The organism is Parabacteroides sp. AF19-14 (assembly GCF_003635485.1).
GTDB lineage: Bacteria > Bacteroidota > Bacteroidia > Bacteroidales > Tannerellaceae > Parabacteroides > Parabacteroides distasonis.
Genome location: NZ_QTMJ01000003.1, coordinates 78,697 through 95,553 on the forward strand (window position 1 = coordinate 78,697; position 16,857 = coordinate 95,553).

A 16,857-nucleotide genomic window follows, 5' to 3' on the forward strand; every position below is an offset into this window, starting at 1 on the left:
TTTGTGTCGCTTATTCGTCGATCGAACCTCTTACGATACCCCGGCTGGAAGACTTGATGAAATTGAGGATCAAATCCCGTTCCTCGCTAGGCTCGTACTCGGTCTCGATCGCTTTCAGCGCCTCCGTATTATTCAAGCCTCGGGTATACAGCGTGCGATAGATGTCTTGAATCAAGAATACCTGCTGATTCGTGAATCCCCGGCGACGTAAACCTACGATATTGATACCGCAATAAACGATCGGATCACGGCCGATCAAGGTATAAGGAGGGATATCTTTTCCGATACGAGAACCGCCTTGTACCATCACGTGCTTGGATATACGGGTGAACTGATGCACCAAGGAACCTCCGCTTACGATAGCGAAATCATCAATCTCTACCTCCCCGGCGATTTGCGAAGCGTTACCGATGATAATATGGTCTTTTAAGACGCAATCATGGGCCACGTGCGAATAAGCCATGATTAAGCAATTGCGACCTACCACGGTCTTGCCTTTGGAAGCGGTACCCCGGTTGATCGTCACGCATTCGCGAAGCGTCGTGTTATCTCCGATTTCCGCCGTCGTGGTTTCCCCCGCGAATTTCATGTCTTGAGGGATACCGGCAACGACCGCTCCCGGGAAAATATTGCAATTTTTACCAATCCGTGCGCCATCCAAGATAACGGCGTGAGAATATATATGGCAATTATCACCGATTACGACATCTTTCTCAATCACGGCAAACGGATCGATAGTTACATTCTGGCCGATCTGGGCCTCTGGATGAACGACTGCTAGAGGAGATATATTCATTATCGTACTTTATCTTATTATTTGTTTTTTACAATCTGAGCCATGAACTCGGCTTCACTAACCAATTTATCACCAACGAATACATACCCTTTCATGGTAGAGATCCCGCGGCGAATCGGTGCCAATAATTCCAGACGTAAGATCAACGTATCGCCCGGAACGACTTTTTGGCGGAATTTCACGCCATCTATTTTCATGAAGTAGGTAGAATAACGCTCTGGCTCATCTACGGAATTCAAGACTAGCAAACCACCTGTTTGTGCCATAGCCTCAACCTGTAGAACTCCCGGCATGACCGGCTCCTGAGGGAAATGCCCTTGGAAGAACGGTTCGTTGGTCGTGATGTTCTTTACGCCTACGATATAGTTCCCGCCAACCTCGATAATCTTGTCAACCAATAAGAACGGATAGCGGTGCGGCAATAATTCACGGATACGGTTGATATCCATCACCGGCTCACGGTTCGGATCGTATACCGGGGCTTGCACCTCGTTCATCTTGATATCCTTGCGGATCATACGAGCTAACTGGTTATTGATCTTATGTCCCGGACGGGTAGCGATCACACGTCCGCGGATCGGCTTACCGATCAAGGCGATATCTCCGATCACGTCGATCAATTTATGACGTGCCGGTTCGTTATCGAATACAAGCGGCTTGTTATTGATATAGCCTAATTCCTGCACATTCTTGTGAGGGATGTTCAGCATATCTGCCAATTTGTCCAAAGATTCTTGCGGTATCTTCTGGTCGTAGATAACGATCGCATTGTCTAAATCGCCACCCTTGATCAAGTTGTGGTTGAGCAACATCTCCACTTCGCGTACGAATACGAACGTACGTGAAGCCGCCAATTCTGTCGGGAATTCGCTGAGATCGTTTAACGTGGCGAATTGGTTGGAAAGCACGGGCGAATCGAATGAGATCAATACGTTCACGCTGAACTTATCATCCGGAAGGATGATCAACGAAGAACCGGTTTCCTCATCTTTTACCTCGATCTTGTGCTTTACGATATAATAATCCTTCGGAGCGTTTTGCTCAACGACCCCTGTCTTTTGGATTTCCTCGGAGAAGAAGCGAGAACTTCCGTCTAGGATCGGAAACTCGGGTGCGTTTACCTCGATCAAGCAGTTATCGATCTCATAAGCGTATAAAGCCGCCATCGCATGCTCGATCGTACTTACTTGAACGCCATTCTTGCTAAGCACCGTACCCCGTTGTGTATTAACCACGTTCTCGGCCAAGGCATCAATCGTCGGTTGGCCTTCCATATCGACACGTTTGATCTTGTATCCATGGTTCTCGGGTGCGGGATTAAACGTAATCTCTATATCTAATCCGGTATGCAACCCTTTTCCTTTCAAGGAGAAACTTGCCGCAAGCGTTTTCTGTTTTTGCATAGGTCTTTATTGTTTATTAATTTCTTTCTTGAGTTGTTCGATTTCCCGTTGCATTTGCCCCAGCGAGCGGTATATATCCGGAAGACGGTTGAAGATCGCACTGGAACGCATGAAGTTCTTAGCGTTGATCGCCGGCGCCCCGAGTAATGTCGTCGCTTCCTTCACGTCACTGATAACGCCAGCCTGAGCTCCGAATACGACGTGGTCCGCCACATGGATATGTCCGGCCAGACCAACTTGTCCGCCAAACATACAATGCTTTCCTACTTTTACGGAACCGGCGATGCCGACTTGCGCCGCCATCACGGTATTCTCGCCTACCTCCACGTTATGAGCGATTTGTACGAGATTGTCCAGCTTAACGCCTCGGCGAATGATCGTAGAATCCATCACCGCACGGTCAATTGTCGTATTGGCTCCGATCTCTACATCATCCTCGATAATAACGTTGCCTAATTGCGGGATTTTCTTGTAAGTCTCACCTTCGGGAGCGAATCCGAAACCGTCGGCTCCAACTACGCTACCGGCATGAAGGATACAATTATTGCCGATTGTACAATTCTCGTAAACGGTGGCATGCGGATAGAATACGCAATTATCTCCTACCGTCACGTGATCACCGATATAAGCGTGCGGGTATACCATACAGTTCTTACCCATTTTTACGCCTTCTCCGATGTAGGCGAAGTTACCGACATAACAATCGTCGCTCACGGTCGCGGAAGCGGCGATAAAAGCGGTAGAATCAACCCCCTTCTTTTTGCTCTTCGATTGCTCTACCAAATTTAATAACATCGCGAGCGCCGCATAAGCGTTCTCTACTTTTACAAGTGTGGCTCTTATCGGTTGTTCCGGTTTGAAATCATTATTCACCAAAACAATGCTTGCCTCGGTATTATAAATATGATGCGCATATTTAAGATTCGCCAAAAAGGTCAATGTACCTGGCTTTCCTTCTTCTATTTTAGAGAAGTTGCTGACTTTAACGTTCGGATCTCCTTCGATCGTTCCGTTCAGGAAGCCGGCAATTTGTTGGGCTGAAAACTCCATTACTTATTCAATTATATATGTATCTTCGTTGACTGTCCGCTGTTTATAGACAGTTAGTTTGCAAAAATGGTGAAAATTCTTTATATAGCCTATGCTTTGCAGGGAATAATTCCCTTATCATGTAGATAACCGGCCATTTCTTTCTGTACGGCATGTGCCGCCTCGCGGGCTACGTTGGCGAAAGCCTCCGTCTTATCCGCGTAAATAATCGCACGGGAAGAATTTACCAAAAGACCGCATTGGTCATTCATCCCGTATTGAGCTACTTCCGCCAAGCTTCCGCCTTGAGCGCCCACGCCCGGGACTAACAAGAAATGATTCGGAGCCTGTTTACGAATATCAAGGAACATCTTGCCTTGGGTAGCGCCCACTACATACATCATTTGCTCGTCGGTTGCCCACTCTTGCGATTTCTTTAATACTTTCTCGAAAAGACGTTCACCATTCGCGTCTTCCGTCATTTGAAAATCATGTGAGCCTTTATTGGAGGTCAAGGCCAATAAGATTACCCAAGCCTCCGGGTAGATCAAGAATGGTTTTACGCTATCCTCGCCCATATAGGGAGCGACCGTTACGGCATCTACCTTGATATGATCGAAGAAAGAACGGGCATACATCTCGGAGGTATTTCCGATATCGCCACGTTTCGCGTCGGCGATGATAAATTGATCGGGATAATTCTCCCGTAAGTAAGCCACAGTCTTCTCAAAAGCCATCATGCCCTTTGTACCAAGGCTCTCGTAAAAAGCCAGATTCGGCTTGTAAGCGACACAATAATCGGCGGTAGCGTCGATGATCGCTTTATTGAACGCGAAAATAGGATCTTCTTCCGACAATAGATGTTGCGGGATCTTTTTTATATCTGTATCTAATCCGACACAAAGGAAGGATTGTTTCTTTTTAATATTCTCGAATAGCTGTTGTTTGTTCATTTTCTTTTCAGTATGAAATGATTGGATGTGTTTACAATTCAGACTCTTTCAATCGCTCAGCGTTCTCCGCTACGATCAGGTGATCCAAGCAATCTTGAATTTCGCCGTCCATAAAGGCTGAAAGATTATAGATCGTGTAATTGATACGGTGATCCGTGATACGCCCTTGCGGGTAATTGTACGTACGGATCTTCGCGGAGCGGTCACCGGTAGATACCATGGTCTTACGCTTGCTGGCGATATCGTCCAAGTATTTCTGGTGTTCCTTGTCATAAATAAACGAACGAAGACGGGTAAGCGCCCTTTCTTTGTTCTTCGGTTGGTCTCGTGTCTCCGTACATTCGATCAAGATTTCCTCACTCACACCTGTAATGGGGTTCTTCCAGACATAACGCAGACGGACACCTGATTCCACCTTGTTTACGTTCTGACCACCAGCCCCACCGGAGCGGAAGGTATCCCATTTAATCTCCCCTTCATTAATCTCAACATCAAATTCATCCGCCTCAGGCAATACGGCGACTGTAGCGGCGGAGGTATGTACACGTCCTTGCGTCTCCGTAGCCGGTACACGCTGTACACGGTGTACACCGGACTCATACTTCAACGTTCCGTATACTTTCTCGCCCGATACCGTGAAGATGATTTCCTTAAAACCACCGGACGAGCCTTCGCTAAAGCTAGACACGCTTATTTTCCATCCCTTCAGTTCGCAATACTTCACGTACATACGATATAGATCACCGGCGAAAAGGGCGGCTTCGTCACCTCCCGTTCCTCCCCGTATCTCAACGATCGCGTTCTTGTCGTCTTGCGGATCAGCGGGAACGAGCAATAATTTTATCTCTTCTTCCAAAGCGGGAATACGTTCGTTGCAGGTATCCAGCTCCTCACGGGCCATTTCCCGCATTTCCGGATCTTGCTCGGACTCAAGCAAGGCTTTCGCTTCCTCGATCCCGTTCAATACTTTCACGTATTCCGAACGAGCTCCCACGATTTTCTCCAAATCACGGTACTCTTTGTTCAGTTTTACGAACCGTTTCATGTCGGCGATCACCGCCGGGTCGGTAATAAGCGTACCGACTTCCTCGAAACGGCTCACTAATCCGTCTAATTTACCAAGTAAACTATTTTCGGCCATTTATCTTTATTAATAGGTAAAGCGACCTTTCTCGCTTTCGATAATCAATTCATTTTTATCAGCTTCCTCTACGAAACCCACGATTTGCGCATCAATACCAAAGCTTTTTGAGATGCTGATTACTTCTTCCGCATGCTCGGGAGCGATGTAGATCTCCATCCGGTGTCCCATATTGAATACCTTGTACATCTCGCTCCAGTCCGTACCGCTCTGCTCCTGAATCGTGCGGAATAACGGTGGGATAGGGAAGAGATTGTCCTTGGTTACACGCTTGTTCTCTACGAAGTGCATAACTTTTGTCTGAGCCCCTCCCGAACAATGTACCATGCCATGGATTTGAGAGCGTAGTTTATCAAGCAATACCTTAATTACCGGCGCATAGGTACGTGTCGGCGAAAGCACCATCTTTCCGGCGTCTATCCCTAATTCCTCGATCTTATCCGTAAGTTTCAATCCTCCGGAGTAAACCAATTCTTCGGGAACGGCGGCATCGTAGCTTTCCGGATATTTCTGCGCTAAATACTTGGAGAAGACATCATGGCGGGCAGAGGTCAAACCATTGCTACCCATACCTCCATTGTATTCTTTCTCGTAAGTGGCTTGTCCGGAAGATGCCAGACCTACGATCACGTCTCCTCCTTGGATATTCTTATTGTCGATTACGTCCGAACGTTTCATGCGGCAAGTGACCGTACTATCTACGATGATGGTACGAACTAAGTCGCCAACGTCTGCGGTCTCGCCACCTGTCGCATAGCAACCAACGCCCATCTCACGTAACTCTGCCAGCAACTCATCTGTTCCATTGATGATCGCCGATATCACCTCGCCCGGAACCAACAGCTTGTTACGTCCAATTGTAGAAGAGACCAAGATATTGTCTACGGCACCTACACAAAGCAGGTCATCGATATTCATGATAAGAGCGTCTTGGGCGATACCTTTCCACACCGAAAGATCTCCGGTCTCTTTCCAGTACATATACGCCAAGGACGATTTGGTACCGGCGCCATCCGCATGCATAATATTACAATATTCAGGATCACCGCCTAAGATATCGGGGATGATCTTACAGAACGCTTTCGGAAAAATTCCCTTATCGATGTTCTTTATCGCGTTGTGAACATCTTCTTTTGAAGCGGAAACGCCTCGCAGGTTATAACGTTGATCACTCATTGTACTATATTATTTGAACCGCAAAGGTAATACTTTTTTATGTTACTTATCTAAGTTTTAAGACATCTCCTTCCTCCGGGATGTAATCTTTGTCTTTTTTATTCATTTTATACAGACTCTTGATCTGGATTCCGTACATCTGCGCGATACTGTGCATAGACTCTCCGACTTGTACCACGTGGTCGTAATTCGGCTTGTCCGCTTTCTTCTTTTTCTTTTCCAGATATACGATATCGCCCGCCTGCAACGGGAAGTCCTCGGGCACCTCGTTGAATTTCATCAACTGCTTGGCCTTGAATCCCATGCTTCGGGCGATCTGGTCGAAACTGTCGTTATCCTTAGCGTATACATAGATCAAACCGTGGGTACGATAGACTTGATAATTGAACACCGGAAGATTTTGCTTCTTGGTAGAGGTCTTCTTTGTTCCCTTACCGGAGTCAAAGCGGTATAACTCATAATCTTCGATAACCTTGATTAATTTATTCGCGTAAGCACGATCGGTGGCGTAACCGCATTTTTGTAGTCCTTTGGCCCAGCCTTTGTAATCCTTGATGTTTAATTTGAACAGGCGTTCGTAGCGGGAGCGTTCGGCGAGGAAGCGGGAATGGTCATCATAAGAATCCTCTACTCGTTTGTATTTCCGGAAGCACTCTCCCCGCAGGTCGTCGTCGTGATAGACCCTGCCGCCTCGCCAGTCCGAATGGCATTTGATACCGAAGTGATTGTTGGAGCGTCTGGCCAAGTCGCTTTGCCCAGCTCCGGATTCCAGTAATCCTTGCGCTAAGGTGATACTTGCCGGAATGCGATATTTCTTTTGGTGTTGAATCGCCAAATCACTGTATTTACTGATGTATTTTTGATAGGAAGTCAGCTTCCGCTGGCTTTCTGCCCCTGCGCTTAAACAGGCGAGGGACAATAATAATATACCTAAAAAATGAAGGGATAAACGCATAACTGTTCTTTTCGATCCGATTTTACCGGACAAATATATAAAAGAAAATACATATCTACTGGGAATTGATGGGTTAAAAATAGGAGATACGGGCTAGATAATCGTAATGCTCCCCATCTTCTATTTTTTCCGCTTTAAAGCCGGCTTGCCTTGCGTATAGATTCAGCGTGTTGAAATCTATATATAACCAATCAAATGAATCCCCTTTGATACTTTTATATTGCATGCGGAAATCGATCTCTCCGAAATAATCATCCTCGGGGGCGATATCCAGATTCCCGTCTTCATCTTCAAATAAATAACTTAAGTCGCTAGAGTCAAGTAAAAGCTGTCCGTCCCGGGCTAGAACCTCTTTTAAGCGGTGAAAGAAAGCCGGGAGATTTTCCAGTTTACCGATAATCCCGGAACCGTTCATTAAGAGAAGAATGGTATCGAATGGTCCGGTTAAGCTCTTGTCAAAAAAATTCTGTAAGCGGGCGTCTTTTACGCCCCGTTTGTTCATGGCCTCTATGGAAAGAGGGGATATGTCGATAGCGGTAACCTCTTTACCCATTTCCTGTAAAGCCAAGGTGTGGCATCCACTTCCGGCACCAACATCCAATATTTTACCTGTACTGAGTTGAAGGGCTTTCTGTTCCAAGGAGGGCATTTCTTGGAAAGTCCGGAATAATTGATTCACGGGAATCTCATCTTCATCGAACATGGAGGAGAATACACGGAGTTTGCTCGCTTTTCCATGTGCGAGATAATCGATGATAGCGGCGCCCATCGGGTCTTTATCGGATGTAAGAAGCATTGAATGCATATGTCTTTGTTCTATATTAAGGTATATTCTATGATGTGGGTGCGAAATTAATATATTCTTTTTATATTTATAGCCTATAAGAATTATAGTTATGTTTCTTTCAAAACATTAAAACAATCAAGAAAATGAAAGAATTGAAATTAGAGACCCGGGTAGAGGTCTATGCGGTAGGAGAATTGGACAATATATATAGGCAATTGTACGAGGCCGCTTTTGAAGCCTCGAAAAAAGCTTATGCTCCTTATTCCAAGTTTCATGTGGGAGCGGCGGTTCTATTGGAGAATGGGGAGATACTTTCCGGAAATAATCAGGAAAACGCAGCCTATCCGTCTGGGCTTTGCGCGGAGCGGACCACCTTATTTTATGCGGGAGCACGTTATCCGGATGCGGCAGTTCAGATTTTGGCGATCGCGGCTATGAAGGATGGGGAACGTGTGGATCTTATCACGCCTTGTGGTGCCTGCCGGCAAGTGATGTTGGAAACCGAGCAACGTTATAACAAACCTATGAAAGTCCTTCTTTGTGGAAAAGAGGAAGCGTATCTCGTTCCGAGCGCGACGGCCTTGTTGCCGTTTTGTTTCAGTAAGTCTGATTTGATCTGATAGAATAAAAAGAGGCAAGAACGATTCTCGCCCTTGCCTCTATATGTAATAATTAAGTTCGATTAGATCCCTAAAGAAGCCTTGATCTGATTGATCTTTTCTTCTGCCGCTTTCTCTGCCTCCGGCAATTCATCGATACTCTTTACCTTGGAGTGAACCTCGCAATAGAATTTGATCTTCGGTTCTGTTCCGGAAGGACGGATAGATACTTTCGTATTATCTTCCGTGAAGTATTGAAGCACATTAGAGGTAGTAGGCATATCTAATGTAACGGTTTCGTTCTCTGCATAGTCCTTACCTTTCAATGTAGAGTAATCGTAGAAATAAGTTACCTTAGAGCCTGCGATCTCTGTCAATGGGTTCTCGCGGAACTTTTTCATCATAGCCTCGATCTCTTCCGCTCCACTCTTGCCTTTCTTCACGACAGAGATACCTTTCTCCTTAGAGAAGCCGTATTCCACGTAAATCTTCTGAAGCAATTGATACAAACTCAAACCTTGATCTTTTGCCCAAGCTGCGATCTCGGCTAAGATAACGCAAGCGGAAACAGCGTCTTTATCGCGAACGAAATCCTCGCAAAGGAATCCGTAGCTTTCCTCGCCACCACCAATATAGTTTTTCTTGCCTTCGTTCTCACGCATAACGTTAGCGATCCATTTGAAGCCTGTATAAACATCGTACATTTCTACGCCATTACGCTCGGCGATCGTCTTGATCGTCTCTGTCGTAACGATTGTCTTTACGATATATTCTTTACCATTGATCTTACCTAACTCTTTCCAGCGGGTGATTAAATAGTAAACGAACATCAAAGCGGTTTGGTTACCATTCAAAAGTACCCATTCGCCTTCGTTATTCTTAACGGCGGCACCTACACGGTCTGCGTCCGGATCGGAAGCCATTACCAATTCAGCGTCAGTCTCTTTTGCTTTCTCTACAGCCATAGCTAAAGCAGCCGGCTCTTCCGGGTTCGGAGAGATAACCGTCGGGAAATCACCGCTAACAACATCTTGTTCCGGTACATGGATAATGTTCGTGAATCCGTAAGCTTTCAAAGCGGCAGGAACCAATTTAACACCTGTTCCGTGAATTGGAGTATACACGATCTTCATGTCCTTATGACGGGAAATAGCCTCCGGAGACAAAGAAATCGTTGTTAATTCCTTGATATATTCATCATCGATCGCTTGTCCGATGATCTCGATCAATTCTTTATTTCCTTTGAATTTAATCTCGCTAGCGTTACGGATCTTGTTAACCTCGGCGATCGTATTCTTATCGTGCGGGGCGATCATTTGTGCGCCATCATCCCAATAAGCCTTGTATCCGTTGTATTCTTTCGGATTGTGAGAAGCCGTCAAGATGATACCGCTCTGGCATCCCAGTTTACGGATAGCGAATGACATTTCCGGAGTCGGACGCAGGTCTTCGAATAAATAAACCTTGATTCCGTTAGCGGAGAAGATATCGGCTGATATTTCAGCGAATTTACGGCTGTTGTTACGGCAATCGTGACCGATGACAACCTTTATCTGCTCAAGATCTGCGAATTCCTTTTTCAGATAGTTGGATAAACCTTGGGTAGCCGCGCCAACCGTATATATATTCATACGATTTGAACCTACTCCCATGATTCCCCGCAATCCGCCTGTGCCGAATTCTAGGTCTTTATAAAAACACTCGATTAACTCAGTAGGATCTTCGTTGTCAAGTAACGCTTGAACTTGAGCACGAGTTTCCGCATCATAACTTTTCGTAAGCCATCCTTGTGCCTTACTTCTTACCATTTCTAATAAGTCGTTGTTTTCCATGTTTATAATATTATTGTGTTTATTGTTGAGCAATCTACTCAATACGATAAATATACAAGAAACAAATATACGAATTTCTTAAAGTAAAGCAATCAAAGGACTTATATTTTGCCTAAAAAATGCGATAAATCGTTCTACCACGTGAACGGATGTGTATAAATCGACTCATTTCCGCAAGCATCCGTTACGATTAATTTAAGTTCGTGCTTACCTCTTTGCAGTCTTTCTTTATCGAAGCGATAGGTAATAACCGATTTATTATTCATCTCGAATAAGACAAACTGCCCGTCTATTTCTCCCCGGTAGGTTTGTACCCCGCTTAAGTTATCGGACAAACGGAATATGAAGTTCTGTTTGTTGATCCACGTCTGTTGGTTGATCGGCGTGATAACCGGAGCCTTTGTATCTTGTTGTATCTTATAACTGCCCAATTCCTTGATATTTGCGTCGATCCAGCCATTACGGTATGTACCGCCCATCCAAGAGGCACGTCCGTTTTGTAAGCGAACCACACCATATTGTTGTTTATTCTCAAGCGTATCGCTTTGCAAGAATAGTGATAACTGGGCCGTTCCATGCAAAGGGATTGGCTTATCGTGCAATATGTGGGTGGCTGATAATGAGGTACTATCTTCTTTCACCGAATAGCGGAAGTAGAGGTCATTATATAGATTACCTTTAGGCATGACGAGACGGATGCCTTTAGCGCCGAACCTATTCTCGCCACCCCAATGGAATAATTCTGTATGAGTCGTATCGATCTGGGGGATCTCTTGTTTCTTTCCCTCGATCCAGATGGATAAACGGGTGGCATTGCCGAAAGCGTCAGCAAGTGTATACGTCAAATGATAGGTACGAGGTTCATCTATACGCAAGATTCCCCGGTTTACGCTTTCAAGGAAGCGTAGACGGTTTCCCGGCTCGATGAAACTACGCATATAGAAAGAGCGATGATCTTTCCATTCTTCGTAATCTGTGAATGTGTTCAGATAACGGGTCTCGTCAAATGCGAACCTATCGAGATTACTATGGAAAATCACTTGGCTGTCCGCCGTGAGCGTGATTTCTCGTACGCCATAAATGTTAGTCGTATTATCCATATAATCATAGGCTTTTACAGCGAGCCCTATTTCTCCCCATGCCTCGATTTTTCCAGTGATTGTCTGTTTCCCGTTTTTCGCCGTGACGGGTTTTATCTCAAGCTTCTTGCTTTTGCCGTTTACTACGCCTTTTCCTTCGATGGGGACGATCTGTATTCCTTGGATTTTAGGAGGACGGGTATCGGTTATCCGATCCGAGAAATAATCCAAGGGGTCCATGACTTCCTCGGTCTCGGTGTCTCGTACCTCAAAATGGAGATGAGGTCCACCAGAGCTTCCGGTATTGCCGCTTAACGCTACGACTTCATTTTTCTCGACAGGAAGCAAATCCGGCGTAAGGAAGAGATTTACATTGAAACTTTCTTGTGCGTATTGTTGCTCTTTTACATAATTCGCTATTTTCTTCGAGAATTTTTGTAGATGGCCGTATACGGTGGTCGTTCCATCCGGGTGTGTGATGTAAAGCCCGTTACCGTAGCCCCATGGACTTACGGATATACGTGATACGTATCCTTCTTGTACCGTATGTACGGGTTTACCTTCTACCCCTTGTGTCTTGAAGTCTATTCCGGAATGGAAATGATTACTTCTTAACTCACCGAAATTTCCGCTCAGTAAGATCGGGAAATCGAAAGGATTCCTAAGTTGCTGGGCGTTTGTGTTGATTATGTGGGAGCCGATGATCGCGAATAGACCGGCTAGATATATGGATCTAATATTCATAGGTATTACGTATTTTGTGATACAAAGATAGTGTTTTTTGTGTCTATGGAAAACACGTACGTGTTTTTACGGGCATATTTGGAAATCGATGACTAATGGCAGGTGGTCACTAAAACCGCCCTCATATTTAAAGCCGTAATAGGTTCGAAAAGGACGTACCCCTCGCCATGTTTTATCCTTAGTCAATAAAAAATCAGGAGCGAATATGTGGATACTTTCCGGAATGATATGCATGGAAGACTCTTGCGTGATGAGATCCCGGTTTACGATTATTTGATCGAGTTGGCTCCATTCGCCTTGGTATTTATGACTACCCGGGAATTGAGTTATATGGGGGCTTGCGAACAAATTATAATAGGTACAAGATGTGGAATCTGTGATCTGCGTATTTTCAAGAAAGGCTTGGGCAGCGAATATCTCGGAAATACTTCTGTCTTGAGGGGTATCATTGAAGTCTCCCATAATGAGTATCTGCGGCTTTTCTCGTATCAGTAACAGGGAATCGCTAGATTCCCGTAAAGTGCGGGCCGCGTCAAAACGATCCTTTTCACTTTCTTTTTCTCCTCCGTAGCGGGAGGGGAAATGACACACGAAAACATCTAAGGTATCGCCTGTTATGATCTTTCCATATACGTGTAGGATATCTCGGGTTAATTTGTGTTTGTTCCCGGAAAAACGAATTGGAATGGATTCATGTCGTAAATAAAAGAACTGATCTCGTTGATAAAGAAGAGCGACATTAATACCTCTGGGATCGGGGCTTTGAGTGATAATATATCGGTAATCCTGCCAGCGGAGCGGTGTGCGACGGGTAAGATGAGACAGGACGGAGTCATTCTCGACTTCGCAAAGAGCTATTAAGGCCGGTGTGCTCCATTCCCCGGCAGCGCTTATTACTTTTGCTATTTGTTGTAGCTTATGATAGTAGCGGCTTTGTGTCCAGTACCGGTTGCCGGAAGGTAGAAACTCATCGTCATTCTTGGTTGGATTATCCCTTGTGTCGAAAAAGTTCTCCACATTATAGGTCATGACCTTGAACGTAGCTTGGGCAAATAACGGAGGGGAGGCAAAGAATAAAAGAAAAAACATAAAAATCTTCATAGTTAAAGCTTTGATTAATTGTTAATATGTAATGTATTCTTATTCGTTTGAATCTTCGGTCTCTTCTTGAACAAACTCGTAGGCTCCTATGGTCGGGCCGTTCGAACTGGTTAGCCGGTTGACACCGTAACGATCGATCGGATAATTCTTCGTTATCTCGGGATCTGCTTTTCCGACTCCGGTAGTCGATACGGAATCTGGCCGGAAATCATAGGTGTATTTATTTTGCTTGCCTCCTACTTTCCGATAGGAAGGAGTCTTTTTGATAAACAAGACCTCCTTGAAGTGATCGCTGGAGGATTCTTTGGCTTTAAGCGCACAGTGATTGAACCGATAATCGAAATCTGTACTGCCATCTGCTTTTAATTCGACATCGTAACTTCCATCGATAGTGCAATTGTCAAAATAAGCTTGCGTGATAGGATACGGGCCATTTCCGTCTACTGTTACGTTATTGAGCAAGTACAGGCATTTACTATCCAAAGGAACAGTCTCGCTGGCCATTTCCCTTTTGGTTAAACTCATGTAATTAGCCATCGTACAGTGAGCGAAGTAATATTTACCACCGACTAAAGTGAGTACACTTCCTCCGGCATTGCTGAATTCCGTATTTGTAGCGATAACATCACAATTGATGGCGAAGAATAGATCGCTCCCCATATTCGTGATCTGTGAGTTGTTTATCTTGATCTTTGGCCGGTCCGGGGTGGAAGGCTCGCAATATACACCGGAGGTACCATTACGTACGATTACATTATCCCAGACATTCCCGTAGCTATCCGCCTTAAAGGTAATGCCTCCCCATTGTCCGGGAGTCCGGTCATACGGTAATATATCATTTAGTATATAATCCAAACGGTCGCCTCGGAAAGTGATAGGCTCATCCAAGGTGCCTAAAGCGTTCATGGAGCCGTGAACGATCAGGCTCGCTTTATCATGCATATAGAAAGTAGCCCCCTTCTCAATATTCAATGAAACCCCTTTAGCGATAACCAAACTATCGTAGATCAAATAAGGACGATTGGCCGTGAGGATAGAATCTTTTGTAATCGTAACACCGCCTTTGTAAAGATTAACATCCTGCCCATAGGCTTCCAATAATACGGATTGACGGATGCCATTCACGGTGAAAAGTACGGAATCCTGTATCAACAGAGGTTGATTACCCCCATTCGGATCGACCGTTACTTCCACGAATACATACATGCTGTCGTTGGCGAGTATCCCTACATTATTAAATGAGCTACCTTTGCGTCCATCCACATTCATGCGGAAGCCGGTAGCCTCTCCACTGGCCAGCATGATGGACTCAATGCTCAGAGGTTCACTATTTTTATTGTAGATCATAAATTGACGGGTGGTAGAACCGATCGTACTGAAGATCGTGTCAAAAGCGAGCGTGTCTGTCGAGAAGCTTAGCCGGTAAGTCGGGTTGGTGGAATAATGATCATCCAAACCGTCGCATGCCGGAAGCATGTTCAACAGAAGCGTCGCGAGTATAAATAGCGTTATCGTTAATCTTTTCATTTTCGTAAATGTTAACTGTAAATATCTTGTGTTCTTGTTTTAATAGATAAACAAAATTATTATAAAAAAGTTGCAAGACATTAACATAAAAAAAGAGGATAGACACGGTTATCGTGTCTTTCCTCTTCTTATAACGCAAAAAACGTTGGTTTATTTTGCGGGGATGCTCTTTAATAATTCAAGAAGGTGGCTCCACCATAAACCGACCGTAGCGATCTCGATACGCTCGTTGGGTGAATGTACGTCACGCAAAGTAGGCCCGAAAGAGATCATATCCAGTTTCGGATATTTTTCCAAGAACAAACCGCACTCTAATCCGGCGTGGATGGCCATGATCTTGGCGTCTTTGTTGAATAGGCGTTTGTAAGTCTCCTGTGCGATCTTCAAGATCTTAGAGTCGGGGTTCGGGGCCCATCCCGGATAGCCGTCGCCATGTTTTACATCTGCTCCAGCCAATAGGAACGTGGAGGCTACCGTATTGGCGATAGCGATCTTGCATGATTCGATAGAGCTACGCTGGCTGGTACCGATCAAGATCGTATTGCCTTCTTTCATCTTTATGGAAGCAAGGTTGGTAGAAGTCTCTACCAAGCCTTCTATATCGTGGCTCATACCGATTACGCCGTGCGGACAAGCGTGCAAGGCGTAGATTAATTTCTCGGCGGTGGCATTGTCGATATGGTACTCCGGACGATCCGTGGACTCCATCGCTAACTGAACGTTCGGATCTACATGTTTCAACTCATTTTCAACGTCGGCGGCGAAATGGTTCAGCAAGATACGTACATCCTCCTTATTTTCCGGATGCAAGCCGATCACGGCGTGTGCCTCGCGAGCGATTGCGTTACGTAAGTTTCCTCCATCGATAGAGCAAAGAACGAAATCATATTTCTTTTTCAATAAGAATAAGAAACGAACCAAGATCTTGTTGGCATTGCCTAATCCTTTGTGGATCTCGCCACCGGAGTGACCGCCATTCAACCCTTTCACGTCGATACGGAAATACTGCATCTTATCGGACGTGGGAACTGGCTCGTAATGGAAAGTCGCTTGTGTGTCTTTACCTCCGGCGCAACCCATAAAGATCTCTCCCTCGTCCTCGCTATCGAGATTTAACAAGATATCTCCGGTCATGAAACCTTCTTTCAAGGCTTTCGCTCCGGTCAAACCTGTTTCTTCGTCTACTGTGAACAAACATTCGATCGGACCGTGTTGGATATCATCGGAGGCAAGCAAAGCCAACTCGGCCGCTACACCGATACCATTATCGGCTCCCAAAGTAGTGCCGTTGGCACGCAGCCATTCGCCGTCGACGATCGTCTCGATCGGATCATTGTCGAAATCGTGTTTCGTACCGTTATTTTTCTCGCAAACCATATCCATGTGAGACTGCAATACGACTACCGGACGATCCTCCATTCCCGGAGTGGCAGGCTTTGACATTAAAAGGTTGCCGGCTTCATCTTTCTTGATAGCTATTTTGTACTCTTTCGCGAATGATTCTAGGAATTCAATCATTTTGCCTTCCTTTTTTGAGGGGCGAGGCACTTGGGTTACTTGATGGAAGAACTTCCATACGATAGTAGGCTTTAAATCAGTAATCTTCATAATGTTACAATGTATTATAGATGTTACTCTAAAGTTAATAAAACCGCAACTGAAAGAGCTTAGTTCGAAAAAAAGTAGAATAAAATGCCAAAAAGACACTTAGTAATCACTTAAACTCTTATATTTG

Annotated in this window: 14 protein-coding genes; 1 reads left to right on the forward strand and 13 read right to left on the reverse strand. The window is 45.0% G+C overall.

From position 1 onward, the window contains the following. Positions 1 to 10: 10 nt before the first annotated feature. From lpxA to DWX33_RS03665, 8 genes are all read right to left on the reverse strand, one after another. Positions 11 to 796, reverse strand: a complete 786-nt coding sequence (lpxA, locus tag DWX33_RS03630) for an acyl-ACP--UDP-N-acetylglucosamine O-acyltransferase (RefSeq protein WP_009018102.1) — start codon at positions 794 to 796, stop codon at positions 11 to 13. Between the two features lie 17 nt (positions 797 to 813). Then, positions 814 to 2,199, reverse strand: coding sequence for a bifunctional UDP-3-O-[3-hydroxymyristoyl] N-acetylglucosamine deacetylase/3-hydroxyacyl-ACP dehydratase (locus DWX33_RS03635; RefSeq protein ID WP_005864349.1), 1,386 nt, complete (start codon positions 2,197 to 2,199; stop codon positions 814 to 816). A gap of 6 nt (positions 2,200 to 2,205) precedes the next feature. Beyond that, on the reverse strand, positions 2,206 to 3,249 hold the full coding sequence (lpxD, locus tag DWX33_RS03640; protein WP_005864351.1) for a UDP-3-O-(3-hydroxymyristoyl)glucosamine N-acyltransferase: 1,044 nt from the start codon (positions 3,247 to 3,249) through the stop codon (positions 2,206 to 2,208). A gap of 89 nt (positions 3,250 to 3,338) precedes the next feature. After that, a complete protein-coding gene (gene pyrF / locus DWX33_RS03645; RefSeq protein WP_005864353.1) occupies positions 3,339 to 4,181 on the reverse strand; it encodes an orotidine-5'-phosphate decarboxylase in 843 nt (280 codons plus the stop codon). 31 nt (positions 4,182 to 4,212) lie between these two features. Next, complete coding sequence (prfA, locus tag DWX33_RS03650; RefSeq protein WP_005854384.1) at positions 4,213 to 5,322, reverse strand: peptide chain release factor 1; 1,110 nt, start codon at positions 5,320 to 5,322, stop codon at positions 4,213 to 4,215. A gap of 9 nt (positions 5,323 to 5,331) precedes the next feature. Beyond that, positions 5,332 to 6,498: an AIR synthase related protein gene (locus tag DWX33_RS03655; RefSeq protein WP_005864354.1), complete on the reverse strand. Its 1,167-nt coding sequence runs from the start codon at positions 6,496 to 6,498 to the stop codon at positions 5,332 to 5,334. Between the two features lie 46 nt (positions 6,499 to 6,544). Then, entirely contained in the window at positions 6,545 to 7,453 is a 909-nt protein-coding gene (locus DWX33_RS03660) for a glucosaminidase domain-containing protein (protein ID WP_044546228.1), read from the reverse strand. 73 nt (positions 7,454 to 7,526) lie between these two features. Next, positions 7,527 to 8,258, reverse strand: coding sequence for a bifunctional 2-polyprenyl-6-hydroxyphenol methylase/3-demethylubiquinol 3-O-methyltransferase UbiG (locus tag DWX33_RS03665; RefSeq protein ID WP_122379868.1), 732 nt, complete (start codon positions 8,256 to 8,258; stop codon positions 7,527 to 7,529). A gap of 125 nt (positions 8,259 to 8,383) precedes the next feature. Here DWX33_RS03665 and cdd point away from each other — a divergent pair, with 125 nt between their 5' ends. Then, a complete protein-coding gene (gene cdd, locus DWX33_RS03670; RefSeq protein ID WP_005864357.1) occupies positions 8,384 to 8,860 on the forward strand; it encodes a cytidine deaminase in 477 nt (158 codons plus the stop codon). 62 nt (positions 8,861 to 8,922) lie between these two features. On the opposite strand, the gene DWX33_RS03675 is transcribed toward cdd, so the two are convergent. The 5 genes from DWX33_RS03675 to DWX33_RS03695 form a co-directional block, all read right to left on the reverse strand. Then, positions 8,923 to 10,671: a phospho-sugar mutase gene (locus DWX33_RS03675; protein ID WP_008780043.1), complete on the reverse strand. Its 1,749-nt coding sequence runs from the start codon at positions 10,669 to 10,671 to the stop codon at positions 8,923 to 8,925. A 134-nt stretch (positions 10,672 to 10,805) separates the two neighbouring features. Next, positions 10,806 to 12,494, reverse strand: coding sequence for a M23 family metallopeptidase (locus DWX33_RS03680; RefSeq protein WP_122379869.1), 1,689 nt, complete (start codon positions 12,492 to 12,494; stop codon positions 10,806 to 10,808). Between the two features lie 66 nt (positions 12,495 to 12,560). Beyond that, entirely contained in the window at positions 12,561 to 13,595 is a 1,035-nt protein-coding gene (locus DWX33_RS03685) for an endonuclease/exonuclease/phosphatase family protein (RefSeq protein ID WP_122379870.1), read from the reverse strand. A 39-nt stretch (positions 13,596 to 13,634) separates the two neighbouring features. Further along, positions 13,635 to 15,122 carry a hypothetical protein gene (locus DWX33_RS03690; protein ID WP_005864361.1) on the reverse strand — a complete coding sequence of 496 codons (1,488 nt, stop codon included), beginning with the start codon at positions 15,120 to 15,122 and terminating at the stop codon, positions 13,635 to 13,637. 150 nt (positions 15,123 to 15,272) lie between these two features. After that, positions 15,273 to 16,730: an aminoacyl-histidine dipeptidase gene (locus DWX33_RS03695; RefSeq protein ID WP_009275738.1), complete on the reverse strand. Its 1,458-nt coding sequence runs from the start codon at positions 16,728 to 16,730 to the stop codon at positions 15,273 to 15,275. Between the last annotated feature and the right edge of the window lie 127 nt (positions 16,731 to 16,857).

Excerpts from the sequence above, each read along its gene's own strand:
- cdd (WP_005864357.1), top strand. The coding sequence starts at position 8,384 with ATGAAAGAATTGAAATTAGAGACCCGGGTAGAGGTCTATGCGGTAGGA.
- DWX33_RS03655 (WP_005864354.1), bottom strand. The coding sequence starts at position 6,498 with ATGAGTGATCAACGTTATAACCTGCGAGGCGTTTCCGCTTCAAAAGAA.
- lpxA (WP_009018102.1), bottom strand. The coding sequence starts at position 796 with ATGAATATATCTCCTCTAGCAGTCGTTCATCCAGAGGCCCAGATCGGC.
- prfA (WP_005854384.1), bottom strand. The coding sequence starts at position 5,322 with ATGGCCGAAAATAGTTTACTTGGTAAATTAGACGGATTAGTGAGCCGT.
- DWX33_RS03665 (WP_122379868.1), bottom strand. The coding sequence starts at position 8,258 with ATGCATTCAATGCTTCTTACATCCGATAAAGACCCGATGGGCGCCGCT.
- DWX33_RS03690 (WP_005864361.1), bottom strand. The coding sequence starts at position 15,122 with ATGAAAAGATTAACGATAACGCTATTTATACTCGCGACGCTTCTGTTG.
- DWX33_RS03685 (WP_122379870.1), bottom strand. The coding sequence starts at position 13,595 with ATGAAGATTTTTATGTTTTTTCTTTTATTCTTTGCCTCCCCTCCGTTA.
- lpxD (WP_005864351.1), bottom strand. The coding sequence starts at position 3,249 with ATGGAGTTTTCAGCCCAACAAATTGCCGGCTTCCTGAACGGAACGATC.
- DWX33_RS03660 (WP_044546228.1), bottom strand. The coding sequence starts at position 7,453 with ATGCGTTTATCCCTTCATTTTTTAGGTATATTATTATTGTCCCTCGCC.
- DWX33_RS03680 (WP_122379869.1), bottom strand. The coding sequence starts at position 12,494 with ATGAATATTAGATCCATATATCTAGCCGGTCTATTCGCGATCATCGGC.
- DWX33_RS03635 (WP_005864349.1), bottom strand. The coding sequence starts at position 2,199 with ATGCAAAAACAGAAAACGCTTGCGGCAAGTTTCTCCTTGAAAGGAAAA.
- DWX33_RS03675 (WP_008780043.1), bottom strand. The coding sequence starts at position 10,671 with ATGGAAAACAACGACTTATTAGAAATGGTAAGAAGTAAGGCACAAGGA.
- DWX33_RS03695 (WP_009275738.1), bottom strand. The coding sequence starts at position 16,730 with ATGAAGATTACTGATTTAAAGCCTACTATCGTATGGAAGTTCTTCCAT.
- pyrF (WP_005864353.1), bottom strand. The coding sequence starts at position 4,181 with ATGAACAAACAACAGCTATTCGAGAATATTAAAAAGAAACAATCCTTC.